Raw genomic sequence first — 25,652 nt, 5'->3', positions numbered from 1 at the left:
GCTTCTGACAATCTCTGGGGGAGATCATGTTGGCTACACCTACCGCTGTGCCGTTGTTCGACGTCCCGGGCACCCGGCGCGCCTCGACCTTCAGCAACCAGCCACCGGCGGACTTCCACCTGTTGGGACCGTTGCGATCGCTGGGCGCCCTGGCCTGCACCCAAACCGGATTCCTGACCGACCGGGCACCGGATTTCCGGTTCCCCGGCCCGTTGCAGGCGATCCCGGAACTGTGCCGGACGGCGGCGGCCGAGTACCAGCGACGGGACGCCACCGCCTTCCGCGACTGGCTCAGCGCGCAAGCCGCTGCCCTGCCCTCGGCGGAAACCCTGTTGGGCCAGGCGGCCGAACTGCCCGTGGCGCGGGCCGAACTGCTCCTGGTGCCGTTGATCTACCTCAACCACCTGTGGCGGCAGGGCAGTCCCGAGGACGAACCCGCCACCGGCCCGAGCACGATGCCCGCACCGCTGGCCGAATTAGTGGTCTCGACCTCTAACACGGCCGGCACGATCCCGCGGTTCAACCAGATCGTGATGACCATGCTGGCCTGGGAACTCGACGGCGTCGCCGGCGGCGAAACGTTGACCTACCAGGACATCACCGCGCTGGACCGGATGCGGCCCGCGTTCTGGCTCAACCACGGCAACCAGAGCGAACTGGACCTCTACCGGGCGTTCTTCGCGGTGGAGGCGTTCGGGGCGCCGATCTACGGCTGGGGTTGTCACGCGCTGGAGTGCGCGAAGGTGGACGACCGGGCCGGGGCCACCGAGGCGTTGCGCATGGTGCAGGCCGCGCTGCGCAACGTCTTCATGGTCACCAAGCGGTTGATCCCGCTGATCGATCCGGACGAGTTCCGGCGGATCCAGGTCACCTGCGGCTGGATCGAGGACGAGGTGACCGGGGTGGCCTCGGGTTACCAGTTGCCGTTCCTGCTCATGCTGGACGCGCTCTTCCACGTCAACTTCAGCCATCCGGACGTGATCGCCGCCCGCGCCAACAACCTGCGCTTCGTGCCCGCGGACTGGCAGGCGTTCTTCCGGATGATCTACGACCACCAGCCGGTGTTCAAGACCTGGGTGCGTGAATCCGGGGATGCCGCGCTGGACAAGGCATACCGGTCCTGTGTGGACCTGTTCGGGCTGTTCCGCCAGATGCACCGGCACCTGGGCGGGCAGGCCATCAAGGGCGGCACCACCACCGGCCGGGTGTTCGGCAGCGCGGAGAAGAACTACGAGCAGTTCATGGCCGAGATGGCGGCGCTGGTGGTGGACACGGCCGCGGCCGGTGACCTCGCCGCCGCCGCGGTGCCGGACAGCCCGGCCGCCGCGGCCAGTCGCGGGGTGCGGCCGTGATCGCGGTGGAGATCGCCGGGACCCGCTTCGCGGTGCGGCCCGGCACGAGCATGCAGGAACTCTGCGACAGCCAGGACACCCCGGTGGTGTTCGGTTGCCGCGCGGCACAATGCGGCGCCTGCCTGGTCCAGATCCTGGACGGGGCCGAGAATCTGAGTCCGATCGCACCCGATGAGCAGGCGGTGCTGGACATCCTGGCCGAATCGGCCGACTGCCGCCTGGCCTGCCAGACCACCCTGCTCGGCCCGGTTTCACTGCGGATCGCGGACTAGGAGACATGACGATGAGCGAGCAGACCTACGTCCTGGCGCACTCCGCCGAGGAGACCCGCCGCCTGGCCACCCAGGCCCGCTTCTACGCCGAGTTCACCGATCAGCTGCTGCGCGCGGCCGGGATCGCCGAGGGCATGCACGTGCTCGATGTCGGGTGCGGCGCGGGCGATGTGACCTTCCAGCTGGCCCGGATCGTCGGCCCCACCGGCTCGGTGACCGGGGTGGACGCGGACGCTGGCGTGCTGGCTGCGGCCCGGGAACGGGCGGGTGCGCTGGGCCTGGCCAATGTCGCCTTCCAGCAGGCCGAGCTGCCGGATCTCGGCCTGGCACAACGGTTTGACGCCGCGGTCGGGCGGCTGATCCTGTTGCACGTGCCCGATCCGGTCGCCGCGATCAAGGCCAGTGCGGCGCTGGTGCGGCCGGGCGGGATCGTGTCCTTCCAGGACTTCAACACCACCCGCGCCCGGTCCGTGCCCGCGCTGCCGCTGCTCAACCGCAGCATCGGGCTGATCATCGAGAGCCTGCGCACCATGGGCCGCGTCCCGGACATCGGCGAGCAGTTGTTCAGCCTGTTCGGTCAGGCCGGGCTGCCCGATCCACGGGTCGCGGTGCGTGTCCCGGCCACCTCCGAGGCGGCCGAGCAGGCCGCGATCCTGTTGGGAGACACCCTGATCAGCGTGCTCCCCTTCGCCGAACGGGTCGGCATCCTGGCGCCCGGCGAGATCGACCCGGCCACGCTCAACGACCGGCTGGCCGCCGAGGCCAGGGCCACCCCGTCGGTGGTGTACCTGCCCGAGCTGGCCTGCGCCTGGACCCGGCTGCCCGGCTGAGCCCTCCCACCCGCGGTGGAGCCAGGCTCCCCCGCCCGGCGCCACCGGTCCCCCGCGGGTGGGAGGCGACCCCGGGCCGGACCGGAGATCGTCCTGGTGTGGGCGAACCGGCCCACCTGCCTGGGGAGGTTGTTGTGCACAGGTCAACACGGGTGCTGGGAGTCTCGATCGCGGTGACGGCGCTCGCGCTCACCGCGGGTTCGGCGCAGGCCGCGTCGCCGGAGCTGCCGAAGCGGGAGGTCAGCGTGACCGGGAACGCCCGGCTGGAGTACTTCACCAAGGCCGACGACGTGCGGATCAAGCTGGATGCGCACGCACTGCGGGTGCTGGGCCAGCCGGAGCCGGAACGGGCCTGGGGCACCGTGCGGCTCTCGCACTACTTCGCCAAGGAGAACATCACCCTGTGGGCGCTCGGCGAGGTGGACTGCGCCTCCGCGGGCGGCCGGTCGGCGACCGTGTCGGTGATCGTGTCGGACACCCACCAGCAGATCGCGGACTGGCGCGGCAAGCGGATCGGCTTCAGCCTGCACAGCGGCGGTGGCGGCGAACCCGCCCGCGGCTGGACCACCGGCCCGGTTGACGCCGACAAGCTCCCCAAGTGCCTGGCGCCCGCACCGGAACAGCGAGTGCTCGCCGGCGGATTCCGAATCAGCAGCCGCCCAGTCGGCTGAACCACCCCACCCCTCGCCGGCGTGTTGGCCGTTGTCGTACCCAGTCTTGGCCGAACTGGTACGCCACTCGGCCAACACACCGTCCATAACGGCCAACACACCGTACGACAACGGCCAACACGGTGCGGATGGGTGCTTAGGCCGAAGGAGTGATCAACGGGAACTCGCGTCGGGATCCGGACATGACTCTCGTAGGGGCGTCGGCCCCGGTTGTGTACTGAGGGGGTTCCATCGATGAGCCGAAGACCACGGATGCTGGCCGGGCTGCTGGCACTGGCCACCGCGAGCGCCACCCTGGCGGTGCTGCCACCGGCCGCCGCCGCACCGGCCGCCGCACCCGCCGCACCCATCGCGGGCAGCACCCACCAGGTCACCCTGATCACCGGCGACCGGGTCCAGGCCCGGCCGGGCGCCGGCGGGGCCTGGAACCTCGCCATCGAGGCGGGTCGCGAGGGCGCGGCGATCGGGTTCCGGCAGTTCCCGGTCACCCGCAACGATCGCACCGACTGGTACCTGGTGCCGTTGAGCGCGGAACGGCCACTGGCCGAGGGCCGCCTGGATCGCGAGCTGTTCAACATCACCGGGCTGATCCGGCAGGGCTTCGACGACGCGCGCAGCAAGCACCTGCCGTTGCTGGTGGAGTACCCGGAGGCGGCGGCCCGCGGGGCGGCTGCGGCCGGGTTGACGGTGCGGCGGGAGTTGCCGGAGGTGAACCTGGCGGCGGCGGAGCAGCAGAAGGTACGCGCGGCCGAGTTCTGGCAGGACCTCACCCGCTCCGGTCCGGCCGCGTTCTCCGGTGGGCTGCGCAAGATCTGGCTCAACGGCAAGGTTTCCGCCTCGCTGGACACCAGCGCCGGCCAGGTCGGCGCGCCGGTGGCGTGGCAGGGCGGGCACACCGGCAAGGGGGTGACCGTCGCGGTGCTGGACACCGGGATCGACGACACGCACCCGGATGTGGCCGGGAAGGTCAAGCACAGCAAGGACTTCAGCGGCAAGGGCAACGTCAAGGACGGCGACGGGCACGGCACCCACGTGGCGGCCACCGCGGTCGGCTCCGGCGCGGCCGAGGGCGGCAAGTACAAGGGCGTCGCGCCCGAGGCGGACCTGGCCGTGGGCAAGGTGCTCAACGACTACGGTCAGGGCAGTTTCGCCGACATCATCGCGGGCATGACCTGGGCGGCGGCCGAGGTCAAGGCCAAGGTGGTCAACCTGAGCCTGGGCGGCGGCCCGACCGACGGCGCCGACCCGATGTCCCAGGCGGTCAACACGTTGTCCCGCAAGCACAACACGCTGTTCGTGGCGGCCGCGGGCAATCAGGGACACCCGGGCTGGGTGGCCAGTCCGTCCACCGCCGACCTCGCGCTGAGCGTGGGCAGCCTGACCAAATCCGGGGTCCGCTCGGCGTTCTCCGGCATGGGCCCGCGGGACGGGGACGGCGCGGTCAAGCCGGAGATCTCCGCCCCGGGCAGTGACATCGTGGCCGCACGGGCGACCGGCACGGCCATGGGCACCCCGGTGAACGAGCGCTACACCAAGGCATCCGGCACCTCCATGGCCACCCCGCACGTGTCCGGTGGCGCGGCGATCCTGGCCCAGCAGCACCCGGACTGGACCGCCGAGCAGCTCAAGTCCGCGCTCGTGTCCACCGCGAACCCGGTGCCCGAGCACGGTGTGTTCGAGGTCGGCAGCGGCCGGCTGGACGTGGGCAAGGCCACCACCACCAAGGTGCACGCGAATCCGAGCGGGCACAACGTGTTCCTCAAATGGCCTGGAACCGCAACGGAAAACCGCACCGTCACCTACACCAACACCGGCCCCACCCCGGTGACGCTCAACCTCAAGCTCGACCTCACCGGTGTCCCCGGATCCGCCAGTCCCGTCAAGCTGTCCGCGGACACGGTGACCGTCCCCGCGGGCGGGCAGGCCGGCGTCACCGTCGGGTTCACCCCGCGCGCGGCCAAGCCGGGAAACTACACCGGCACCCTCACCGCCACCGGCGGCGGCGCCACCCTGCGCACCCTGATCGGCGCGAACGAGGAGGGCGAGCACTACGACGTCAACGCCAGGATCCTGCGCCGGGACGGAAAACTCGCCACACTGGAGGATCAGGGCAGGCTCTCGCTGACCAGGCTGGACGACGGCAAGGAATACCCGATCCCGTTCAGCGGCGCCACCCGGGTCCCGCCGGGCACCTACCGGATGGAAGGTTCGGTGTACACCCCGCGCCCTGGCGCGGAGCCGAGCATCACCACCTTCGCCAACCCGGAACTGCGCATCGGCAAGGCCACCACGCTGAACTTCGACGCGCGGCAGGCCAAGCAGGTCAAGATCAGCACCGACCAGCCCGCGGCCAGGGGTGGTTACTGGGTCTCGCAGATGTTCAGCCGGGACAAGCGAACCGGGCAGATGCTGGGCTGGGGCTTCGGGCTCAGCACCCGGTTCAGCGAGCTGTACAGCTGGTCCGCACCCGGGGTCAGCTCCCCCGATTTCGCCTACGCCAACAACCAGCGGCTGGAGGAACCGGACGTCGAGCTGTTCACCGAGGGCCCGCGCCGGAGCGAGCTGTACGCGGGCTGGTTGCGCGGGGCCACCCGGGAGGCGGTCGACCTGAAGCTGCCCAGCGTGCACGCCGGTGGCGGCACGGTCGAGGAGCTGGCCAAGGTCGACGCCAAGGGCAAGATCGTGGTCCTCGGGCTGGGCTCGATCAGTTATGACGAGGTGTACCAGCGGATCCGCAACGTCAAGGCCGCCGGGGGCGTGGCCACCGTGCTCTACCCCACCGACGAGGCGCCCTTCCGCGCCGGTGCGAAGCCCGACAGCGACGAGAACCCGGTGGTGCTGCCCTCGATCAAGGTCTACGGCGCCTCGGTGGCCAGGGTCGCCGAGTACGCCAAGACCGGCGGGCCGATGTCCCTGACCACCCGCACGGCCAGCAAATACCGCTACGACCTGGCCTTCCCCTCCCCCGGCAAGGTCCCGGCCAAGCTCGACTACCCGGTCAGAACCGCTGACCTGGCCGCGGTCACCATGGCCTACCACGGTTTCCGCGCGGACGATCCGGCCATCGTCGGCTCCTACATCTCCGCCTTCGGCGGCCGGATCGGTGTCAACGTGCACAACCAGGCGATCAGCTCCGGCGAACGGGTCGAGCACTTCACCCCCGGCGACTGGGAGATCAACGTCAGCGGCGTTTACCACGCCTCCGGCGACCTGGTGGCCAAGGTGCGGCTGGAGGGTGGCAAGTCCTACCGGCAGGAGTGGAACAAGGCGGTGCACAGCCCCGGATTCACCGGCACCACCAGCAACGAACTCGGCGAGAACCACCCGTGGGCCTGGGCCAAGGGCAACCTGATCGACGTGACCGTGCCCTGGTTCACCGACGCCGCCGGACATCCCAGGGTGGTGCAGCCCGCGTGGGGTTATGACACGGGCTCGATGACCCTCTACGGCGACGGCAAGGAACTGGGTCGGCACCACGAACCGGGCCGGGGCGTGTTCCCGCGCGGCAGGGCCAACGAGTACCGCCTGGAAGCCGACGTGACCAGGACCGCGCAGTGGTGGCGCACCGCCACGAAGATCCAGTCGGCCTGGACCTTCCGCAGCCCTCGCGACAGCGCGCTGCCGCTGTTCAACGTCCGCTATGCGCCACCGGTGAACATCCACAACCTGGCCCCCGCCGGCCAGGACTTCACCATCCCAGTCACGGTGCCCCGCCAGGACGGTACGGCCAAGGCCACCAACCTCACCGTCGACTACTCGGTCGACGACGGCGCCACCTGGCAACAGGCCAAGGTCGAACCGGCCCCGACCGGTTGGTCGGTAACCGTGCGCAACCCGGCCGGCGGCTTCGTGTCCTTGCGGGCCAAGGCATCCGACGGGGAGTCCTCGGTCGAGCAGACAGTGCTCAAGGCGTACGAGATCGGCTGATCCGGGTGGCACAGGGGCCGGGCACCCCGGCCCCTGTGCCACTGTGGACGCTGTCGGCGAACTCGCCTTGGCATGCCGATCTTCCGCCCACTTGGGCCAACTCGTACGCCGAGTTGGCCCAAGTGGGCGTACCAGTTGGCCCAACTGGTACGGGGGTGCGGATCTTGCCGTCGATTCGCCAACGGGGTCCACTGTGGACCGGCGAAAATCAGGTTCCCCCGGCAACCCCGCGGCCGTTAGCCTGCGCGCACAACGGAAAGGGGTTGCCATGCAGGACGCCGTGCGCCGGGTCGAGACCGCGTTGAGTGGATTGCCGCGCGCCGCCAAGATCGTCACCCTGCCCGAGGACGTGCCCACCGCCGCGGCCGCCGCGGAGCTGGTCGGCTGTCCGGTGGGTGCGGTGGCCAACAGCCTGGTGTTCGTCGGCGACCACGGCCCGGTGCTCATTGTCAGCAGTGGCGCGCACCGGGTCGACCTGCGCAAGGCCGCCGCCGAGTTCGGCGTGGCCAAGCTCAGGCGGGCCGATCCCGAGGTGGTGCTGGCGGCCACCGGCCAGCCGGTCGGCGGCGTCGCGCCGATCGGGCACCCGGCCCCGCTGCCCACGCTGATCGACGTCACCCTGGCCGGTCACCCGGAGCTGTGGGCGGGCGGCGGCGCCCGGCACACCCTGTTCGCCACGACTTTCGCCGAGCTGGTGGAACTGACCGGCGGCACCCCGGCCGATATCAGGAAGCAGTGACTTCCGGCCGACGCCGCATTCAAGCCGTCACCTATTTCGGTGATCATCTAAACCCATTCGGATGATCATCCAGCGAGACAAGTTTAACAGCCAATACCCGATGATCATCCGCAATTCCGCCCTGCTAACTTGCTCGCGCACATCGGCGAATAAGGGAGCGGCGAAACGTGGCCAAGCAACGGGCCGTGGTCATTGTCGGCGCGGGTCCATCCGGGCTCGTGCTGGGCAACCTGTTACGTGCCAGTGGAATTGACACGCTCATTCTGGAAAGGGCCAGCCGGGACCAGGTGTGGACCCGGGCCAGGGCCGGATTCCTCAGCGCGCACAGCGCCCGGGTGCTCACCGAGCACGGGTTAGCCGCCGGAATGCTCCGGAATGGGCGATCGCACGACGTATGCGCGTTCCGGGATGCGAACGGTGAATTCACTCTCCGTTACGGCCAACTGGGCCGCGGCGAGGTGCACACCGTTTATCCGCAACAGCACCTGGTAACCGATCTGATCAGCGAATACCTGAGCCGGGGCGGCGAACTCCGATTCGGCGCCACGGTCACCGAGGTCGACCCGCAGACGGCTACTGTCCGTTACCGCGACGCCCAGGGTGACGGGGAGGTCGCCGGCCGGTTCCTCGCGGGCTGTGACGGCGGCAACGGCGTGACCCGGCAGGCCGTGGCGGCGGCCTCGGTCTCCCGGCACACCCGCGATCACGGCATCACCTGGCTGGCCGTGCTGGCCCAGGCGCCGCAGAGCATGGCCGCTGTCACCTATGCCTTGCACGACAACGGTTTCGCCGGTCACATGGCGCGCAGTCCCGAGGTCACCCGCTACTACCTGCAGATCCCGCCGACGGACACCCCGGCGGCGTGGCCGGACGAGCGGATCTGGGCCGAACTCGGCGTCCGGATGCGGACCGAGGAGTTCGGCCCGCTGCGGCAGGGTCCGATCACCGAGCGTCAACCGGTCCGGCTGCGTTCCGACGTCCTGGATCCGCTTCAGCACGCCCGGCTGTTCCTGGCCGGGGACGCGGCCAGCCTGATCAGCCCGTCCGCGGCCAAGGGCGCCAACCTGGCGATCATGGCCGCCGAGGTGCTGGCCGGGGCCCTGGCCGACGCACTGCTCCGCGATGACGAACGCGCGCTGGCCGCCTACTCGCGCACCTGCCTGCCCCGGATCTGGCGGGCGCAGGAGTTCTCGCACTGGATGATCAACCTGTTGCACGGTCCGCTCGGCGCCGATCCGGCGGCGGACTTCCAGCGCGCGCTGTGCCGCGCCCGGCTCGACAGCCTGCGGGATTCCCGCGCCCACCAGGACTTCTTCGCCGAGAACTACGTCGGCATCTGACACCGCTGGAGCACACATGACCTCGACCCTCGCCCCCATTCTGGCCGGGGCAGACCGCACCCGTCTGCGAACAACCCTGGAACTGGTGCGCGCCAACGACACCGAGTCGGTGCTGGCCGCGGCGATGCCCACGCTGCCGCCGGCCGAACGCGCCGCGCTGGCCGGCCGGACCCGCTTCGCGCACGCCGCCGTGCTGATCTTCCCCGCCACCCTGGACGGGCTGCGCGAGGAGCTGGCCCACCACGGCCTCGACGTGGGTGCGATGACCCCCAGCGTGGTGGTCCGCGACCGGCTCAGCCGCCGCTACGGGGTGCCCGCCGCCGAACTCCAGGTCGGCATCCTGCGCGCCCCGGTCACCGATGCCGCCGGACAGCCGCGCGAGCTGGAGATCTTCGCCATGGCCACCCCGCCGGAACTGGCGCACCTGGCCACCGACGAACGCCGCCACGGCCGGGAGAACCACGTCGCGCTGGCCGTGCCTGCGGCCGATCCGGTGCTGCTCGCCGGGGTGCAGCGCATCGTCGCCGCGCACCTGCGGCCCGACGGCGGCGGCTACAACCGGCACGAGAACTGCACGGTGCTCTACTTCCGGGACGCCCAGCACCCGAACCCGGCCTTCCGCCGCCTGGAACTGATCTCCACCGGCGATGTCCAGCCGCTGCTGGCCGCGCACCTGCGCGAATCCGCACCCGGTCTGGGCCTGCTGCGCCTGCTCACCGGCGCCTGGGCCACCCAGGCCATCGCCGCCGCGGTCGAACTCGGCCTGCCCGACCACCTGGTCGGTACCGCCGCGGTGCCCGCACTGGCCGCGGCCACCGGCACGCACCAGGACAGCCTCGGCAGGCTGCTGCGCTACCTGGCCACCCTCGGCCTGGTGCGCACGGTGCCCACCGGCTACGCGCTGACCGAGCTGGGCGAACTGCTGCGCACCGACGTCGACGGGTCGATGCACTCCCTCGCCCGGATGTACGGCGGGCCTTTCTACCGATCGTTCGGCGCGCTGACCGAGGCCGTGCGCACCGGCGAGGAGTCCTTCGCCAAGGTCTTCGGCGCGCACCACTTCACCCACCTGGCAGGCGATCCCGAACTGGCCGGGCTGTTCCACCAGTCGATGGCCGCCAGCAACGCGATGTTCGGCGAACTCACCCGCCAGGTCGACTTCACCGCCGCGGGCACCGTGATCGACATCGCCGGCGGCAACGGCGAACTGCTCGCCCGCGTGCTGACCGCCAACCCCACTGCCCACGGCATCCTGTTCGACCTCCCCAGCGCCCTGGTCACCGCCGGTCCGACGTTGGAGCCGGTGGCCGAGCGGGTCACCCTGGTGCCCGGCGACTTCACCAAGACCGTGCCCGCAGGCGGTGACGTCTACCTGCTCTCCCGGGTGCTGCACGACTGGGATGACGCCCGCTGCCAGGAGATCCTGGCCATCTGTGCGGCGGCCATGCCCGAGCACGCGGAGCTGATGATCATCGAACGGCTGTTGCCCGAGGCCGGGCCGACCGATTCGCTCGCGGTGCCCTGGGACATCCACATGCTGTGCAACGTGGGCGGCCGCGAACGCACCGAGTCGCACTACCGATCCCTACTGGCCGCAGCGGGTTTCGAGCTGACCAGGACCACGCCGCTGCCGCTGGACGGCTTCCTGCTGCGCGCCCGCAAGGCGGGCTGAGCACAGCGCCTCCGCCCGGACAGCACGACACCTACGCCATTCGTGTCGTGCTGTCCGGGTGGAACTGCCCGATAGCGCAATACCACCCGCCAGGGCCTGTTTTCCGGCAGGCTGCGCACTACGTTGATCTCCGACCAGGCCGTCGCCGCAGGGCGGAACCGATGGGGGACAACACGATGGACCACGCGCACGACCCGGCGAAGAAGTTCGACCGCAAGCGCTTCCTGCGGATCGGCGGTATCGGGGCCGCGGCCGCGGTGGTGGCCCCGGCGGCCACCGCACACGCCGCACCGGCAGCGCCGGAGTCCGCACTGGTCTTCAACGTCAAGGACTTCGGCGCCCGCGGCGACGGAATCGCCGATGACACCGCCGGTATCGCCGCGACGATCAAGGCGGCCGTCGCCGGCGGCACCGTGTACTTCCCGCCCGGCGATTTCCGGGTCAACGGCGAGATTCTCATCCAGGCCAACAACATCCTCGTGCGTGGCGCGGGCTGGGCCTCCCGGCTCACCCAGACCGACGCCAGTGGCAAGGGCAAGGCCACCCTGCGGTTCGGCAACGCCGACGGTGTGGCGGTGCGCGAGCTGAGTTTCACCGGGCGCGGCACCGAACACGTTGCAGGGGAAGGGAATCTGTCCTACAACGGGGTGGCCGCGGTCCGCTTCGACGGCTGTACGAACGTCACCGTGTCCGGCTGCCGGATCGCCCACCACGCCGGCGGCGGCATCCGCTGGACCGGCTCGCTGCGTGGGGCCCTGTTCGCGGACAACACCATCACCGGCATCGGCGGCGACCCCGGCCCGATCCGTCGCGGTGACAACAACAACGACTTCGCCATCGGCCAGTGGAACAGCAGTCCCAACGAGAACATCGTCATCCGCGGCAACACCATCTCCGGCCACTGCTTCGGCATCGGCTCCGGCCACGGCGCCGGCCTGGTGATCAGCGGCAACGTCATCCACGGCATCCCGGGCCAGCACGGCATGTACCTCTCCGCGCCAGGCAGCGCGCAAATCGGCGGCAACGTCGTCCGGAACGTGGCGCTCAACTGCGTCAACGTGCAGATCGCCAAGTCGGCCGAGGTCACCGTGCCGTCACTGATGATCACCGACAACGTGCTGCACGACGCCGAGTCCGGCATCGTGCTCAACACCGCCAAGGACGTCGCCACCGCCGGGTTCCAGCAGCCGGTCATCGCGGGCAACTCGGTGCGCGCGATGAGCGAGTACGGCATCGCGGTCAACCGCACCTGGCACGGCTCGATCATCGGCAACACCGTCGCAGGCACTGGCGCCTACGGCTTGCTGCTCAACGGTTTCAGCGGCGCTGTGCGGAACAACACGGTGCGCGAGACCAACTGGAGCGGCCTGTACGTCGACCTGATCGGCGACACCCACTCCGCGGGCAACGTGTTCACCGACTGCGCGCGGAACACCACCGGCGCCCCGGCCGCGGACCGGCTGGCCTACTACGTCAACGCGGTGAAGACGACCACGGTCACCCCGCAGCCGGTCCTGCACAGCGAGGCCGACCTGCTGCACGCCGCGGCCCCGGAACCGGCCACCCTGCGCAAGTGCCTGCACAGCAGCGCGGGCACCGCCGTGCTCATCCGCGGCCTGGTCAACCGGACCAGCAAACCCTGGGAGTTCAAGGGCGAACTCCTGCACCTGGACTTCGCCTACTCACGCACCGCCGACTTCAGCGACAACACACACCTCAGCCCCAGCACCCCGGTCTACGGCCGCGGCCGCCGCGAACTGTACGGCCTCCAGGACCCGGCGGCAGCCGGCATGACCGCACCCTTCCAGCCCGGCGACACCTGCTGGCACGCCAAGCCCACCGCAGGCGGCACCCCCGGCTGGATCTGCGTCACCCCAGGCACCCCCGGCACCTGGAAAGCCATGGCCCCCCTCACCAGCTGATCCGCACTCTCGTACCACTTGGGCCAACTGGTACGCCCGCTTGGGCCAAACCGGCGTACCAGTTGGCCCAACTCGCCGCCCAGAACGGCCAACACTGTGCGGGTGCTAGCCGGGTTTGGTCCATGCCAGGGAGTACCGGCGCAGGATGTGCCGGCGGTAGCGCACGCCGGGCAGCAGGCGTTCCGCGGTGGCTCGCACCTGGCCGTAACTCAGGCGCGCCTCGGCCCCGGGCATCCCCTCGGGGCTGTGCGCGCGGCGTAACCGCTTGAGGCTCCACACGATCGGCGTCACCGCGGCCGCGAACGTCCGCTCCCCCAAGGTTTCCGAGCGGGCCAGCGCGACCACGACCAGGGTGCCGCCGGGGCGCAGCAGATCGCGCAGGCGGAGCAGGGCGGGTGCCAGGTCCACGTGGTGGATGGTGGCCACCGAGCAGATGAAGTCATAGCCCGCCGCGGGCAGGTCGGCGGTGCGGAAATCGTCCTCGATGAAGTCGAGGTCCGGGTGGTCGGCCGCGAGTTCGCGGGCGAGGGCGATCATCCGCGGTGAGCTGTCGATTCCGGTGACCCGCTTGGCTTTCGCGGTCAGCTTCCGGGCGAGCAGGCCGTCACCGCAGCCGATGTCCAGGGCTTCGCGGCAGTCCGCGGGGACGGCACGCAGGATGTCCGGGTGCCGGGCGACGTTGGTGTTCCAGTACGGCTTCACGCTGTTTCGTCCCCGGCTCGCTCCTGGTCTGCGAAGCGGGCCAGCAGGTCGTGCAGCTGCCGTTGTTCGCCGGGGTCGAGCACGGCGAGGAGTTCGACCATCGCCGCGCGGAACAGCTCGCCTGCCTCGCCCAGGCGCCGTTCGCCCTCGTCGGTGATCACCACCTCGTAGGCGCGGCGGTCGTGGTCGGATCGCTGCCGCCGCACCAGATCCCGGCGTTCCAGGTCGTCGACGATGCGGACCAGGGTGGACTTGTCGATGCCCAGGGTGCGGCCCAATTCGCGCTGGCTGTGCACCTCACCGGTGCTGATCGTGGTCAGCACCCCGGCGTGCTGCAGCTCGATCCCGGCCGGCCGGGCCGCGTGGTTGGCCTTGGCCCTGGCGAGCTGGTGGGCGCGGTACATCAGCAGTCCGAGGGCCATCGGGTCGATCGGTTGAGCTGCCATGGACGCAATGCTAACATCCGAGATAATCTCATTCGAGACGATCTCACTGGGAGGTTATTTGTGCGTGTTCTGATCAGCGGGGCGGGGCTGGCCGGCCCCTGCCTGGCACACGGGCTGCGGCGGCATGGCGTCGACGTGCTGCTCCTGGAACGGGATCTCGCCATCGACGCCCGCGCGCAGGGCTACCGGATCCACCTCAACGGCAACGGACACACCGCACTGCGCACCTGGCTGCCAGCCGAGGACTACGAGCAGGCGGTCGCCACCGCCTGCATCGCTGACGGCGGCGTCAGCTTCGCCGACCCACAGCTGCGCGGCTACACCGAGATCGACCTCCCGCCCGGCGTCCCCGGCATCACCGTCGATCGGCTCACCCTGCGCCGGATCATGCTGCGCGGGCTGGCGGACTCGACCCGGTTCGGCGCCGGATTCGCCCGCTACGAACTTCTGGACAACGGCGGCGTGCGGGTGCTGCTCACCAATGGGTCCACTGTGGACGGTGATCTGCTGGTCGCCGCGGATGGGGTCAACTCCGGGGTCCGTCGCCAGCTGCTGCCGGACTTCCCGGTGTCCGCGCTGGACCGCAGGCTGATCTACGGCCGCACCCCACTGACCGCGCGGACCCGGGAGCTGACCCCGGCACCCGCACTGGGTGGTTTTCTCGGCGTGGGCGGGCAGGACGGACGCGCGCTCGCGCTGGCCGCGCACCGGTTCCGCCGCGACCCGGCCGAGTTCGGCCTGCCCTCTGGCGAGGATTACCTCATGTGGGGCGCGACCCTGCCCGCCGACCTCTGCGGCCCCGGGTTCTTCGACCTCGGCCCGGAGCAGCTGCTGGAACTAGCGGTACGCGCCCTCTCGGACTGGCACCCCTCGCTGACCGCGCTGCTCCGGCTGGCCGACCTCCGGTACGTAGTGCCCGCGAGCATCCAGACCTCCAGCCGTCCCGCCCCGTGGTCGCCGGTGCCGGTGACGCTGGTCGGCGACGCGGCGCACCCGATGCCCCCGGCCGGGATCAGCGCCGGGGTCGCGGTGCACGAGGCCGGTCTGCTGGCCACCAGGCTGGTCTCCGGCGCGCCCCTGCTCGACGCGGTCCGCGCTTACGAACAGGAGATGCTGGAGCACGGTTTTGCCGCGGTGGCCACCGCGACCCGGATGAACGTCAGGGCGTCCTGAGCCGGGCCTTCGGCAGGCCGAACTCATTGCCTGCTGGATCGGCGGAGCTAACCCAGCAGCTTGGCCACCGCCTGCACGATGTGCTCGTCCAGGGCGGCATGCCGGGCGTCGGTGTCCCCGGCCCGGATGACCTCCAGCAGCACCGCGTGTTCCTCGGTGATCCGGTGCAGCCGCCGTGCCGGATCGCCCAGGCCCTGGAACTGCACGCGTAGCCGCCACTGGATGCTGCCCCACAGCTGACTGGTCTGCGGCGAGCCGCCCGCCTCGACCAGGGTCCGGTGGAAGCGCACGTCGGCCTCGGTGACCGCGCGCAGGTCGGCGCGCCGGGCGGCGGCGTCCATCTGCTCGACCACTTCGGCGAGCTGGTCGCACAGCTTGTCCCGGCCGGATTCCACCGCGCGATCGAGTGCGTACCGCTCCAGGTGCAGGCGCAGTGGGGCCAGGACCTCGCGCAGTTCGTGTTCGGTGATCTCGGCGACGAAAGAGCCGCGGTTGGGCGCGTGCACCACTAGGCCCTCGCTCTCCAGCTGGGCCAGAGCCTCGCGCACGGGGGCCGCGCTGACGCCGAACTCGGCGCCGAGCTGGTCCTGGCGCAGCTTCTCCCCCGGTGGCAGCTCGCCGGTGATGATCGCCTCGCGCAGGGTCTCGGCGATGTAGGTCCGCGTGGTGCGGGTCCCGTGGTTGTTCAGGCGCACCGGCTCACCCTAGCGCACTATCGGTTGACGATTATCGATAATCGTCGTAGCTTGCCGACATGCAGATCAGGGAGATCCGGGCCGCCGGGTTACGTGGCGGCACCCCGCCGGGCGGGTGGACCGAGGAGCTGACCCCCGAGGACGTGGTGCACACCCTGATCGCGGTGCACACCGACACGGGTCAGGTCGGCATCGGCAGCTGTTCGAGCAGCGAGGACCTGGTTCGCGCCGCGCTCGCGTTACTCGAACCGCTCTACCGCGGGCAGTCCGCGCTGGAACCCGAGCGGCTGACCGAACGCCTGCACCAGCACACGTTCTGGCTCGGCCGGGGCGGCGCGGTCACGCACGCGATCAGCGGGATCGACCTGGCGCTGTGGGATCTGCTCGGTCAGTCCAGCTACCAACCGGTCGGTAGATTGTTGGGCGGGCGGTACCGCGATCGGGTGCGGCCCTACGCCTCGGTGCTGATGGACCAGCCGCACCGGCTGACCGAGGAGCTGCTCGCCTTGCGCGCCAACGGTTTCCGCGCCTTCAAGATCGGCTGGGGACCGTTCGGCCGGGAGAGCGCGGCCCGGGATGAGGAGATCGTGCGGGCCGCCCGGACCGCGGTCGGGCCGGAGGCGCTGCTGGCCGTGGACGCCGGCGGCAGCGACGGCTTCTGGCGCGGTGATCTGAAGTGGGCGCTGCGCACCGCGAGCATGCTCGCCGAGTTCGCGGTGGCCTGGTTCGAGGAGCCGCTGCGCCCGGACGCGATGGCCGACCACGCGGTGCTGCGGGCGCGCTCGCCGGTGCCCATCGCCGGTGGCGAGGTGCTCACCCGCCGCCAGTCCTTCCAGCCCTACCTCCAGCAGGGCTGTTTCGACCTGGTGCAGCCGGACTGCACCAAGGTCGGCGGGCTGAGCGAGAGCCGCCGGATCGGCTGGCTGGCCGAGGCGCACGGGGTGCGGCTGATCCCGCACGGCTGGAACACCGCGGTCGGCCTGGCCGCCGACCTGCAGCTGGCCTCGGCGTTGCCGGACACCGACCTGGTCGAGTACCGCACCAGCGCGCCCTACCTCGACGAGATCACCACCGCCCCACCCCGGCTCGACCCGGACGGCACCCTGCCGATCCCGGACTCCCCCGGCCTCGGCGTCGACCTGGACCCGGACCGCCTGGCGCGCTACACCAACGCCGCCGCCCTGCTGATCCCCTGAACCCCGTACCACTTGGGCCAACTGGCACGCCCACTTGAGCCAACCCGGCGTACCAGTTGGCCCAACTCGCCGGAAGAAAGGAAACCGTGGTGGCACAACGGATGGTGGTGGTCACCGGCGGAGCCTCGGGCATCGGCCGGGCCGCGGTCGGGCTGCTCGGCCAGGCCGGCATCCCGGTCGCGGTGCTCGACGCGGACGCCGCGGGCGCGATGGAGATCGCCGCCGCCCAGTCCAGCGCGATCGGCCTGCACTGCGACGTGACCGACGAGTCCTCGGTCCGGCAGGCGGTGGCCGCCGCGGTGCGGCACTTCGGCACCCCGCCCACCGGTCTGCTGACCGCGGCGGGCATCGATCTGGGCGGCCCGGCGCACGAACTGCCGCTGTCGCACTGGAACCGGGTGCTGGAGGTCAACCTCACCGGCACCTTCCTGGCCGCCTGCACGGTGATCGCGTCCATGCTGGACCACGGCGTCGGCGGTTCGCTGGTGCTGTGCTCCTCCCCTGCCGCCTCGGTGGCCTTCGGCGACGGCGGCACCAGTGCCTACGCCGCAAGCAAGGGCGGGGTGTCCGCGCTGACGCGCGCACTGGCCATCGACTATGCGGCGCACGGGATCCGGGTCAACGCGATCGTGCCCGGCCCCACCGAAACCCCGCTGATGTGGGCCAGCACCCCGGAATCCGGCCGCACCGCACTGCGCGAGCGGCTGTGCGCGGAGGTGCCGCTGGGCCGTCTCGCGGACCCGGTCGAACCGGCCAGGGCGGCGATCTGGTTGCTGGGCGAGGATTCCGGCTACGTCACCGGCTCCCAGCTGGTCTGCGACGGCGGCGTGCTGGCCAAGGCGGCGGTGAGCGCGTGAACTGGTGGCGGGACGCGGTGATCTACCAGGTCTACCCGCGCAGCTTCGCCGACAGCGACGGCGACGGCATCGGCGATCTGCTTGGCCTGGTTGGCAAACTCGACTATCTGGCGGACACCCTGGGCGTGGACGCGATCTGGCTGTGCCCGGTCTACCCCTCGCCGCAGATCGACTTCGGCTACGACATCAGCGACCACACCGCCATCGACCCGGTCTTCGGCACCGACGCCGATTTCGCCGACCTGCTCACCGCGGCACACGCCCGCGGCCTCAAACTGATCATCGACTTCGTGCCCAACCACACCTCCGACCAGCACCCCTGGTTCCAGGAATCCCGTGCAAACAAAGACAATCCGAAGCACGACTGGTACGTCTGGGCCGACCCTCGCCCCGACGGCACACCCCCGTCCAATTGGACCAGCGAACAGGGCGGCTCGACCTGGGAGTTCGACCAGGCCACCGGCCAGTACTACCTGCATTCCTTCCACCGCACCCAGCCGGATGTCAACTGGCGCAACCCGGAACTCCGCGCGGCGATGCTGAACGTGGTGCGGCACTGGCTTGATCGCGGCGTGGACGGCTTCCGCATCGACGTCCTGCACCTCATCGCCAAGGACCCCGCCTTCACCGACAACCCACCCCGCCCACTGCCCGCCCCCAACGACACCGACCTGCAACACCCCGACTACGACACCCAATGGCACGTGCACGACCGCCTGCATCCCGATCTGGACTGCTATATAACGGAAATCCGTGCCCTGCTCGACGAGTACACCGTCCGCACCGGCCAGGAACGCATCGCCATCGGCGAGGTGGAAGCCATGCCCTGGACCGCCGCAACCCGTTTCCTGGGCGCACAACTCAACGGTGTGCACTTCACCTTCAACTTCGATTTCCTCGAAACCCCCTGGCACGCCAAGGCTTTACGCGCCGCCGTCGACGCCCAGGAAGCCGCGCTGCCCCCGGAAGCCTGGCCCAACTACGTCCTGTCCAACCACGACCGCCCACGCCTGCCCACCCGCCTCGGCCAGCAGCACACCCGCGTCGCCGCCCTGCTCCTGCTCACCCTGCGCGGCACCCCGACCCTGTACTACGGCGAGGAACTCGGCCTGCCCGACCTCCCCATTCCCCGCGCGCACTGGCAGGACCCGCTCGGCCGCGACCAGGTCCGCGGCCCCATGCCCTGGACCAGCACCGACCACGCCACCTGGCTACCCGCCAACGCCCACTACCTGGCCGGCACCGTCGAATCCCAACTCGCCGACCCGCACTCCACCCTCACCCTCTACCGCCGCCTGCTCGCCCTGCGCCGCGCCAACCCCGCCTTGCACCGCGGCGATTACGAGGCCCTGGACGACCTCCCGGCGCACTGTCTCGCCTACCTCCGCAGCACCCCGTCACACACCCTGGCGGTCCTCCTCAACCTCGGCCCAGACCCGGCCACGATCACCCTGCCCCGCCCCGGAAACGCACTGCTGTCGACCGCCGGCAAGGCACCTGACGGCACCCGGTCCGAGTTCCCGGTACCCGCCCACGCAGGGTTGATCGTGGCCCTGACCAGGTGCTAACCATCCAGCAGATAACGGATGTGGTTGGTGTCCGGCTCCGGGTACGACCGGTCCAGGTACCGCTGGTCGAGCGGCCGGACCAGCGCCCGCAACTCACGTGCCGCCCGGACCGGCAACACCTGCAACGCCAGCCGCAACGCCTTGCGACGCTCGACCGGATCGTCCCACTGGCAGCCAGGACAGGGACAGTCCTCCGGCGCGTAGGTGGCCAGCGTCTGCCTGGTGCCGTGCACAAACCGGGACCAGCCGGCGAGCGCTTCGGCGATCGCACCTGGTCGCAGATGGTCGCGTTCGAGATCGCGGATCGCGCTCATGGTGCGCGCGGAAACCCCGGAAACCTGGGGGATCTTCCGGCCGGACTGCTGATGCAGTGGCAGGCGGGCGCGGAGTGTTACCGGGCGCCTACGCGGCATGGCCCTTTCGGATCGTCATGCCCGTCATCCTGCCACGGGGAGCCGCCCCGGGGGATCGTTCAGCCAAGTCGGGCGAGGAATGCCGTGGAGCGTTGGAGCACGAGCGCCGCAGCCTCGGCGTCGTAGCCGGGCAGCGAGCTGTCGGTGAACAGATGAGCACTCGCCGGGTAGAGGAAGAGTTCGGCCAGTTCCGGCCCGGCGATCTCGACGAGTGCACGGGCAGCGGGCAGGTCCTCACCGAAGAACTCGTCGCCCTCAGCGCCGTGGATCTGCACCGGCAGACCCGCGGGCCAGGACCCAAAAGCCCATTCGCCGGTGATCGGGATGCAGGACTCGTAGAGCAGGGCGCCCACCGCACCCGGTCGCGTCTGCGCCAGGCGCTGGGCAACCGACTCCCCCGCGGAGAAGCCCCCGTAGACCAGTGCAGCGGGCAGGTCGCCGACCGCTCGGTCGGCCCGCCGGTCCAGCTCGTCACCGAGTTCGCGGATCAGCGCGAGCCCGGCCTCGATGCTCTCGGGGAGGATCCCGTCGAACAGGTCCGGGGTGTGCACGGTGTGTCCCGCGGCCCGGAAACCCTCGGCGAACCGGCGGATCCCTTCGGTGAGCCCCCGGGTGTGGTGGAACAGGACGATCTCGGCCATCACGTCTCTCCTGACTGTCGGGCAACTGCCCAGCACCGTAGCGATGGTTCAGGACGAATCCGTTCCGCATTAGGTTGGGATCCATGGCCGCAGTCAGTCCCGCCTCGCGAGCGCTCCGGGTGTTGACCCTGATCCAGGATCACCCAGGGATCACCGCCGACCGGCTCGCCGACCAGCTCGGGGTGACGCCCCGGGCCGCACGGCGGTACGTGGCGATCCTGCGCGACGCCGACATCCCGGTGGAATCGGCGCGCGGACCCTACGGCGGCTACCGGCTCGGGCGCGGCATCCGCCTGCCACCGCTGGTTTTCACCGCCACCGAGGCGCTCGGTCTGGTCATGGCCGTGCTCGACGGCAGCCACCCGGTGGATGACGGTCCGGTCGGGGCCGCACTGGGCAAGCTGATCCGGGCACTGCCGGAGCACGTCGGCCGTCCGGCGGCGACCATCCGGCAGCACGCCTCCGCCGTGCCCACCAGCCTGCCCCGTCCCGACCCGGAGCAGACGATCGCGCTGGTCACCGCGGTGGCGCGGCAGCGTCGGGTGTGCCTGGGCTACCGCAGCCGGGCCGGCGCGGAGTGGGCGGAGGAGGTGGACCCGTGGGCCGTCGTGGTGCGGCACGGCCTCTGGTACCTGCTGTGTCACTCCCACCGGGTCAACGCCGTCCGCACCTACCGGATCGACCGGGTCACCGCCGTGCGGGAGTGCGCGGAGACCTTCGAGCCGCCCCTCGACCTCGACCCCGTTCCGCTGCTGGAGACGCAGTTGGGCACGGGCCGGGAGTTCGAGACCAAGGTCGTCTTCGCCGCACGGTATGCGGAGGTGGCCCGATTCGTCACGCCGCCGATGGGACGCCTGGAACCACTCGACGACGACCGCTGCCTGCTCGTGGGCAGTACGAGCAATCCGGCGATGGTGGCCGGCGAGTGGCTCTCCGCCATGCCGTTCGCCTTCCGCGTTGAGGGTGGCCCCGAGCTGCGCGCGGCCGTCAGCAGTCTCGCCGAGCGGCTGTCCGCGGCGGTCTGAGGTGTGGCCGCGTAACGGGATTCCGGCGCGTGCGTTCGAGGCGATCTACCGGGCGAACTTCGCCGTGGTCACCGCGTTCTTCGCACGGCGCACCACCGATCGGCACACCGTCGCCGACCTGACCTCGGAGACCTTCGCGCAGGCGATCACCTCCTTCCGCACCTTCGATCCGGCCAAGGGCACCGCCCGCGACTGGTTGCCGGGCATCGACGCTGAACGTGCGGGCCGGGTCCTGCTCGGCGGCCTGGCCGCTCTGTCCACTGTGGACCCTCACCCGCCAGGTGCGCGGCCAGTTGCCGGGCTGCCTGCTCTCCCCGGCCTGATCGAGTCCAGAAACCCGTCCAGCAGAGCCAGTTGCCGCTCCGGCGGAAACCGGTCCGGGTCGAACAACGCCTGCACCACCAATCCGTGCGCGAAACTCGCGGCCGTGGCGGCGATGTCCTCGGGGTCCGCGGCCCCAGGGATCTCGCCCAGCCCGCACGCAGCCACCACATGCCCGCACAACCGGTCCCGCCAGCGCTGGTACCGGGCCCGCTGGCTCTCCCCCAGCTCCGCATCACCCAGCGCGGCATCCCAGAAACTGATCCACACCCGGCTCATCGCCACCATCTCAGCGGTCAACGGCAGCACATCGACCAGCGCCGCCCGCAACGCCGCCAGCCCGGGAGCCGCCGGAGGCTGCCGGGCCCGCACGGAAGTGCGCTGCTCCGCGACCTCATGGGCGTACCGCACCAGTTCCCGCTTGCTGCGGAAGTAATGCGTGAGCAACCCGGTGGACGCACCCAGCTCAGCCGCCACCGCCCGCATGGTCAGCCCAGCAAAGCCCTGCGCGGCCAGCACCCGCCACACCGCCTCGGACACCTCCGCGCGTCTCGCCTCGTGGTCACCTCTGGCCGGCATGCTGCTACGGTACACAACAAACGTTCTGTACCGAAACGGGGACTCATGCTGACCCGAACCCTGACCGACAACGCCGAACTCGCCGCCCTGGAACCCTGGCACGCCAACGAGTTCGCCACCCACGTGCACAACGCCAGGGAACACCTCTCCCCCTGGCTGCCCTGGGCGCTGACCGTGGTCGACACCGAGACCGCCGCCATGTTCCTACAGCGCTACGCCGACGAACAGGCCAAGGGCAACGGCCGCATCCTGGGCATCTGGCTGGACGGAAAACTTCTCGGCGGCACCCTGTTCCGGGTGTGGGACAGCCGGACCGGGGTGTGCGAGGTCGGGGTCTGGCTGGCGCCGGAGGCAGTCGGACAAGGGCTGGTGACCAAGGCGGTCGGCGCCATGCTGGACTGGGCGATTCGGGTGCGCGGCATGTCCAGGGTGGAGTGGCGCACCGTGCCGGACAACACGCGCAGCATCGCCACCGCCCAGCGCCTGGGCTTCACCAGGGAAGGCGTGCTGCGCCAGTCATTCCCGCACCGCGGCATCCGGCAGGACGTGGAGGTGTGGTCGCTGCTGGCGAGCGAATGGCAGCCGTCCTGACCTGCTCCTACACGCTCAGCCGGGCCGGGCTGTGGGTGCGTTCCTCGATCCGCCGGGCCGCCGCGTCCACCAGTTCATGCGACAGGTTCGACAACGCCCTGGCCGCGGCGATCTCCTCGCCAACGCAGGCGTCCGGGGTGTCGGCGGGGTTGCGGCGGGCGTAGCCGTGGCCGCGCACGTCCGGGGCGCCGGAGCCGGTGAGGGTGGCGGTGGCCATGGTGCGGGTGCCGTCCTCGTCGAACCGCAGTTCGATCATCCAACGGTTTTCCATCGTGCTCACCTCGTTCGCGCTGCACGCGCGTGTTCGGTCGCGGACTGCCCATCGTCTCGCCGTCCGGCGGCCCCGGCAACCGGGGTGCGGAGCCACGACCGGGTGGTTCCGCCGCCTGGGCGGCCGGTTTTCCCTGATCGGCGGCAGTGCCGGGCCGTCAACAGGCTCAACACTGGGTGGATGGACAGCTCGTCAGCGGACCGCCGCCCGCCCGTCGCCGTCTTCCGGGACCCCACCACGCCCGCCGCGCCACCCCGGTTCGCCACCGGGGTGCACGATCACGCCCAGCTCGCCGCCACCGCACTCGCCGAGGTGGCCACGCACGCGCCAGAACCCTTGCGCGGCAACGGGATCCGCCGGGCCATGGCCGCGACCGCGGACCTGGTCGCCGCGGTGTCCGGGCGGGTGACCCACCTGCCCGGCGAGGCGTTGCCGACGCACTCGCCCAGCGAGTCCTACTTCCGGGTGCGGGAGACCGTGCTGCCCGCGGAACAGGCTGCGCTGCACGGGGTTCTGGTGGTGTTGCGTGGGCTGGCCGATCTCGCGGCGGCCCCGGTGTCCGGTTCGGACCTGGCGCTGGAGCTGGCCGGGATGCGCCAGGCCCTGCTCGACCTGCTCGCCACGCCCGCACCGGGAGCCGCGCCGGCGCACGAGCAGCACCTCCCGGCGCCGGATCCGGTGCGGCAGGCGGATCCGCATGGCGAGTGGAGTGCGCGGTGGATCATCGGGCACCAGGTGCACGTGCTGTTCAACGTGGGTGCCGCGACCGCGGTGTTCGAGGCTGCCAGACACTTGCGACGGGAGGAGCCGGCCGCGGCGGTCGGGGCGTTGCGGCGGGCGGTGACGCAGGTGCGCGGGTTCCCGGCGGCGATGGCGCACGCCTGCGCGATGCCCGCCGAGCACTACCAGCGGGTGGTGCGGCCGACCATGGCCCCGCCCGCGGAGCCCCGGCCGTTGAGCGGACGCATGCACCGCGGCTACAAGTTCTTCCGGGCGGCCGTGCGGGAACTGCTCGCCGAACTGCCCGAGCCCTACGACGAGCTGCACGCCCGCGCACCCCGCCTCGCCACCGCCAGGGACGAACTCCTGGAGGCCGATCTGATCGACGCCGAACGGCACGCCACCCTGGCCTACTCGATGGTCTATCTCCGGCACTCGATCGCCCAGCATCCCGACGGATCGGCCAACGCGGTGGCCGAACTGCGCCAGATCCGGCACCGCCGCGCGGCCGCTTACGCGCCACTGACCCGCTTCGGCGACCGGTACACCGCCGCCGCGGTCGCCGCCCTCCGCGACTGACCACTGTGGACTTTCCAGGATTGTCCACAGTGGTCAGTCGCGACCACTCAGTTCCCGCGGCAGGGCGCCAGGAACGTGGTCAGCGCGGCCAGCACCTCCGCCGGGGCCTCCTCGGTGATCCAGTGCCCGCACCGCGGGATCACCACGCTGTGCACGTCATCCGCGGCCAGTCGCATCGTGTTCGCGATCCCCTCCCCCGCGCTCTCTCCGCCGCCGATCGCCAGCGCTGGCAGGGTCAGTCGCCGGGCCTTGCGTTGTTCGTTCTGCGCGATGGTGGTGTCCAGCGCGCGGTACCACTCGAAGCTGCCGCGCAACGCCTCGCGGTCCCGGGCCAGGGTGTCGATGTAGTGCCGGACCGCGTGTTCGGGCAGTGGGCGGTGGGCCGAGGCGGCGAACTTGGCGCCGAAGTAGACCTGCTCGCGGCCCTGGACCAGGCTTTCGTTCACCTCGGCGCCCAGGCGGTTGAAACCGAAGTGCCACAGGCGTTCGTTCGCCTTCGAGCTGCCCAGCAGCGGTGGCGACGGGGTCAGGCCGGGGATGATGGCTTCGGCCACGGCCAGGCGGTCCAGCCGGTCGGGGTGGTCGGCGGCCAGCGCGTAGCTGATCGGCATGCCGGTGTCGTGGCCGACCAGCGCGAAACGCTGGTGGCCGAGCTTGCTCATCAGCGCGACCAGGTCGGCGGCCAGGGTGCCGGTGTCGTAGCCGGTGCGGGGTTTGCCGGTCAGGCCGCAGCCGCGCTGGTCGACCGCGATCACCTGGAAATCCTTGGCCAGCGCGGGCATCAGCAGGCGCCAGGTGTACCAGGTCTGCGGCCAGCCGTGCAGCAGGAGCAGCGGCGGGCCCTGACCGCCGATGACCACGTGCTGACGCAGGTCGCCGGTGTCGATGTAGTGGCTGGTGAACGTCTTGCCGAAGCCACGCGGCAGGTTCGGCGCCTGGGACACCGAACCCGGGCCGACCGGGGTGTGTCGGCGCGGGGCGGCCGAAGCCGTTGGGGCACTGGCCAATCCGAACAGCAGCGCACCGGCGTCCGCGGCGCGGATCGCGTTACGCCGGGAGATCCCGGTGGGCTCGCCGGACATGGTGATCACCTTTCCTCGCAACGGTTGTGCCCCGGGTCAGTACGAGCCTGGGCAGCGGATCCGGGCCT

Annotated in this window: 24 protein-coding genes and 1 pseudogene; 17 read left to right on the top strand and 8 right to left on the bottom strand. The window is 70.8% G+C overall.

From position 1 onward, the window contains the following. The first annotated feature begins 47 nt into the window (after nucleotides 1–47). From MZC64_RS43900 to MZC64_RS43860, 9 genes are all read left to right on the top strand, one after another. On the top strand, nucleotides 48–1,352 hold the full coding sequence (locus MZC64_RS43900) for a hypothetical protein (RefSeq protein WP_247765449.1): 1,305 nt from the start codon (nucleotides 48–50) through the stop codon (nucleotides 1,350–1,352). Beyond that, nucleotides 1,349–1,624: a 2Fe-2S iron-sulfur cluster-binding protein gene (locus tag MZC64_RS43895; protein WP_247765448.1), complete on the top strand. Its 276-nt coding sequence runs from the start codon at nucleotides 1,349–1,351 to the stop codon at nucleotides 1,622–1,624. The genes MZC64_RS43900 and MZC64_RS43895 overlap by 4 nt, the downstream gene beginning before the upstream one ends. Nucleotides 1,625–1,635: 11 nt before the next feature. After that, on the top strand, nucleotides 1,636–2,454 hold the full coding sequence (locus MZC64_RS43890; protein ID WP_247765447.1) for a class I SAM-dependent methyltransferase: 819 nt from the start codon (nucleotides 1,636–1,638) through the stop codon (nucleotides 2,452–2,454). A 134-nt stretch (nucleotides 2,455–2,588) separates the two neighbouring features. After that, nucleotides 2,589–3,125: a hypothetical protein gene (locus MZC64_RS43885; protein WP_247765446.1), complete on the top strand. Its 537-nt coding sequence runs from the start codon at nucleotides 2,589–2,591 to the stop codon at nucleotides 3,123–3,125. A gap of 234 nt (nucleotides 3,126–3,359) precedes the next feature. Beyond that, a complete protein-coding gene (locus MZC64_RS43880) occupies nucleotides 3,360–7,052 on the top strand; it encodes a S8 family serine peptidase (protein WP_247765445.1) in 3,693 nt (1,230 codons plus the stop codon). A gap of 268 nt (nucleotides 7,053–7,320) precedes the next feature. Continuing rightward, a complete protein-coding gene (locus MZC64_RS43875; RefSeq protein ID WP_247765444.1) occupies nucleotides 7,321–7,791 on the top strand; it encodes a YbaK/EbsC family protein in 471 nt (156 codons plus the stop codon). A 167-nt stretch (nucleotides 7,792–7,958) separates the two neighbouring features. After that, nucleotides 7,959–9,131 (top strand): 4-hydroxybenzoate 3-monooxygenase, encoded by a 1,173-nt coding sequence (locus MZC64_RS43870; protein ID WP_247765443.1) that lies wholly within the window; start codon nucleotides 7,959–7,961, stop codon nucleotides 9,129–9,131. Between the two features lie 16 nt (nucleotides 9,132–9,147). Then, nucleotides 9,148–10,803 carry a methyltransferase gene (locus MZC64_RS43865; protein ID WP_247765442.1) on the top strand — a complete coding sequence of 552 codons (1,656 nt, stop codon included), beginning with the start codon at nucleotides 9,148–9,150 and terminating at the stop codon, nucleotides 10,801–10,803. A 161-nt stretch (nucleotides 10,804–10,964) separates the two neighbouring features. Next, nucleotides 10,965–12,725: a nitrous oxide reductase family maturation protein NosD gene (locus MZC64_RS43860; protein ID WP_247765441.1), complete on the top strand. Its 1,761-nt coding sequence runs from the start codon at nucleotides 10,965–10,967 to the stop codon at nucleotides 12,723–12,725. A 105-nt stretch (nucleotides 12,726–12,830) separates the two neighbouring features. Here MZC64_RS43860 and MZC64_RS43855 read toward each other — a convergent pair whose 3' ends face one another. Both MZC64_RS43855 and MZC64_RS43850 read right to left on the bottom strand, forming a co-directional pair. Next, nucleotides 12,831–13,427, bottom strand: a complete 597-nt coding sequence (locus tag MZC64_RS43855) for a class I SAM-dependent methyltransferase (protein ID WP_247765440.1) — start codon at nucleotides 13,425–13,427, stop codon at nucleotides 12,831–12,833. Then, nucleotides 13,424–13,873 (bottom strand): MarR family winged helix-turn-helix transcriptional regulator, encoded by a 450-nt coding sequence (locus tag MZC64_RS43850; RefSeq protein WP_247765439.1) that lies wholly within the window; start codon nucleotides 13,871–13,873, stop codon nucleotides 13,424–13,426. The genes MZC64_RS43855 and MZC64_RS43850 overlap by 4 nt, the downstream gene beginning before the upstream one ends. 60 nt (nucleotides 13,874–13,933) lie before the next feature. On the opposite strand from MZC64_RS43850, the gene MZC64_RS43845 reads away from it, so the two are divergent. Then, the gene (locus MZC64_RS43845) at nucleotides 13,934–15,046 is read left to right on the top strand and encodes an NAD(P)/FAD-dependent oxidoreductase (protein ID WP_247765438.1); all 1,113 of its coding nucleotides are present in this window, start codon (nucleotides 13,934–13,936) and stop codon (nucleotides 15,044–15,046) included. Between the two features lie 47 nt (nucleotides 15,047–15,093). On the opposite strand, the gene MZC64_RS43840 is transcribed toward MZC64_RS43845, so the two are convergent. Next, a complete protein-coding gene (locus tag MZC64_RS43840; RefSeq protein ID WP_247765437.1) occupies nucleotides 15,094–15,741 on the bottom strand; it encodes a GntR family transcriptional regulator in 648 nt (215 codons plus the stop codon). Nucleotides 15,742–15,800: 59 nt separating this feature from the next. Between MZC64_RS43840 and MZC64_RS43835 the strand changes: the two genes are divergently transcribed. The 3 genes from MZC64_RS43835 to MZC64_RS43825 all read left to right on the top strand — a co-directional run bounded on the left by MZC64_RS43835 (nucleotide 15,801) and on the right by MZC64_RS43825 (nucleotide 19,362). Next, nucleotides 15,801–16,937 (top strand): mandelate racemase/muconate lactonizing enzyme family protein, encoded by a 1,137-nt coding sequence (locus MZC64_RS43835; protein WP_247765436.1) that lies wholly within the window; start codon nucleotides 15,801–15,803, stop codon nucleotides 16,935–16,937. 89 nt (nucleotides 16,938–17,026) lie between these two features. Beyond that, nucleotides 17,027–17,794: an SDR family oxidoreductase gene (locus tag MZC64_RS43830; RefSeq protein WP_247765435.1), complete on the top strand. Its 768-nt coding sequence runs from the start codon at nucleotides 17,027–17,029 to the stop codon at nucleotides 17,792–17,794. After that, nucleotides 17,791–19,362 carry an alpha-amylase family glycosyl hydrolase gene (locus MZC64_RS43825; protein WP_247765434.1) on the top strand — a complete coding sequence of 524 codons (1,572 nt, stop codon included), beginning with the start codon at nucleotides 17,791–17,793 and terminating at the stop codon, nucleotides 19,360–19,362. Before MZC64_RS43830 ends, MZC64_RS43825 begins: the two co-directional genes overlap by 4 nt. On the opposite strand, the gene MZC64_RS43820 is transcribed toward MZC64_RS43825, so the two are convergent. Both MZC64_RS43820 and MZC64_RS43815 read right to left on the bottom strand, forming a co-directional pair. Further along, nucleotides 19,359–19,676: a hypothetical protein gene (locus MZC64_RS43820; RefSeq protein ID WP_247765433.1), complete on the bottom strand. Its 318-nt coding sequence runs from the start codon at nucleotides 19,674–19,676 to the stop codon at nucleotides 19,359–19,361. The two genes, MZC64_RS43825 and MZC64_RS43820, sit on opposite strands and share 4 nt — an antisense overlap. A gap of 158 nt (nucleotides 19,677–19,834) precedes the next feature. Continuing rightward, a complete protein-coding gene (locus MZC64_RS43815) occupies nucleotides 19,835–20,416 on the bottom strand; it encodes a dienelactone hydrolase family protein (RefSeq protein ID WP_247765432.1) in 582 nt (193 codons plus the stop codon). A gap of 83 nt (nucleotides 20,417–20,499) precedes the next feature. On the opposite strand from MZC64_RS43815, the gene MZC64_RS43810 reads away from it, so the two are divergent. Both MZC64_RS43810 and MZC64_RS49240 read left to right on the top strand, forming a co-directional pair. Beyond that, the gene (locus MZC64_RS43810; RefSeq protein WP_247765431.1) at nucleotides 20,500–21,441 is read left to right on the top strand and encodes a YafY family protein; all 942 of its coding nucleotides are present in this window, start codon (nucleotides 20,500–20,502) and stop codon (nucleotides 21,439–21,441) included. Continuing rightward, nucleotides 21,380–21,580: pseudogene (locus MZC64_RS49240) on the top strand (hypothetical protein); the annotation flags it as partial. The gene MZC64_RS43810 and the pseudogene MZC64_RS49240, both read left to right, overlap by 62 nt. A 131-nt stretch (nucleotides 21,581–21,711) precedes the next feature. Here the strand turns inward: MZC64_RS49240 and MZC64_RS43800 are convergent. Beyond that, on the bottom strand, nucleotides 21,712–22,341 hold the full coding sequence (locus tag MZC64_RS43800; protein WP_247765429.1) for a TetR/AcrR family transcriptional regulator: 630 nt from the start codon (nucleotides 22,339–22,341) through the stop codon (nucleotides 21,712–21,714). A gap of 45 nt (nucleotides 22,342–22,386) precedes the next feature. Here MZC64_RS43800 and MZC64_RS43795 point away from each other — a divergent pair, with 45 nt between their 5' ends. Next, entirely contained in the window at nucleotides 22,387–22,932 is a 546-nt protein-coding gene (locus tag MZC64_RS43795) for a GNAT family N-acetyltransferase (RefSeq protein ID WP_247765428.1), read from the top strand. Between the two features lie 7 nt (nucleotides 22,933–22,939). Here the strand turns inward: MZC64_RS43795 and MZC64_RS43790 are convergent, their stop codons facing one another. After that, a complete protein-coding gene (locus MZC64_RS43790; RefSeq protein WP_185005634.1) occupies nucleotides 22,940–23,203 on the bottom strand; it encodes a DUF1876 domain-containing protein in 264 nt (87 codons plus the stop codon). Between the two features lie 180 nt (nucleotides 23,204–23,383). Here MZC64_RS43790 and MZC64_RS43785 point away from each other — a divergent pair, with 180 nt between their 5' ends. Beyond that, a complete protein-coding gene (locus MZC64_RS43785; protein WP_247765427.1) occupies nucleotides 23,384–24,502 on the top strand; it encodes a hypothetical protein in 1,119 nt (372 codons plus the stop codon). A gap of 47 nt (nucleotides 24,503–24,549) precedes the next feature. Here MZC64_RS43785 and MZC64_RS43780 read toward each other — a convergent pair whose 3' ends face one another. Beyond that, on the bottom strand, nucleotides 24,550–25,584 hold the full coding sequence (locus MZC64_RS43780) for an alpha/beta fold hydrolase (RefSeq protein WP_247765426.1): 1,035 nt from the start codon (nucleotides 25,582–25,584) through the stop codon (nucleotides 24,550–24,552). Nucleotides 25,585–25,652: the final 68 nt, after the last annotated feature.

The organism is Crossiella sp. S99.2 (genome assembly GCF_023094165.1).
In the GTDB taxonomy this organism is placed as follows: Bacteria; Actinomycetota; Actinomycetes; order Mycobacteriales; family Pseudonocardiaceae; genus Crossiella.
The sequence above is the reverse complement of the archived record's forward strand: the minus strand, read 5'-3'. Positions and strand labels throughout refer to the sequence as shown.

Bases quoted from the DNA above. Each gene is read 5' to 3' on its own strand.
- MZC64_RS43890 (WP_247765447.1), top strand. From the start codon at position 1,636: ATGAGCGAGCAGACCTACGTCCTGGCGCACTCCGCCGAGGAGACCCGC.
- MZC64_RS43880 (WP_247765445.1), top strand. From the start codon at position 3,360: ATGAGCCGAAGACCACGGATGCTGGCCGGGCTGCTGGCACTGGCCACC.
- MZC64_RS43875 (WP_247765444.1), top strand. From the start codon at position 7,321: ATGCAGGACGCCGTGCGCCGGGTCGAGACCGCGTTGAGTGGATTGCCG.
- MZC64_RS43865 (WP_247765442.1), top strand. From the start codon at position 9,148: ATGACCTCGACCCTCGCCCCCATTCTGGCCGGGGCAGACCGCACCCGT.
- MZC64_RS43860 (WP_247765441.1), top strand. From the start codon at position 10,965: ATGGGGGACAACACGATGGACCACGCGCACGACCCGGCGAAGAAGTTC.
- MZC64_RS43850 (WP_247765439.1), bottom strand. From the start codon at position 13,873: ATGGCAGCTCAACCGATCGACCCGATGGCCCTCGGACTGCTGATGTAC.
- MZC64_RS43835 (WP_247765436.1), top strand. From the start codon at position 15,801: ATGCAGATCAGGGAGATCCGGGCCGCCGGGTTACGTGGCGGCACCCCG.
- MZC64_RS43820 (WP_247765433.1), bottom strand. From the start codon at position 19,676: ATGAGCGCGATCCGCGATCTCGAACGCGACCATCTGCGACCAGGTGCG.
- MZC64_RS43815 (WP_247765432.1), bottom strand. From the start codon at position 20,416: ATGGCCGAGATCGTCCTGTTCCACCACACCCGGGGGCTCACCGAAGGG.
- MZC64_RS43810 (WP_247765431.1), top strand. From the start codon at position 20,500: ATGGCCGCAGTCAGTCCCGCCTCGCGAGCGCTCCGGGTGTTGACCCTG.
- MZC64_RS43800 (WP_247765429.1), bottom strand. From the start codon at position 22,341: ATGCCGGCCAGAGGTGACCACGAGGCGAGACGCGCGGAGGTGTCCGAG.
- MZC64_RS43795 (WP_247765428.1), top strand. From the start codon at position 22,387: ATGCTGACCCGAACCCTGACCGACAACGCCGAACTCGCCGCCCTGGAA.
- MZC64_RS43790 (WP_185005634.1), bottom strand. From the start codon at position 23,203: ATGGAAAACCGTTGGATGATCGAACTGCGGTTCGACGAGGACGGCACC.
- MZC64_RS43785 (WP_247765427.1), top strand. From the start codon at position 23,384: ATGGACAGCTCGTCAGCGGACCGCCGCCCGCCCGTCGCCGTCTTCCGG.
- MZC64_RS43780 (WP_247765426.1), bottom strand. From the start codon at position 25,584: ATGTCCGGCGAGCCCACCGGGATCTCCCGGCGTAACGCGATCCGCGCC.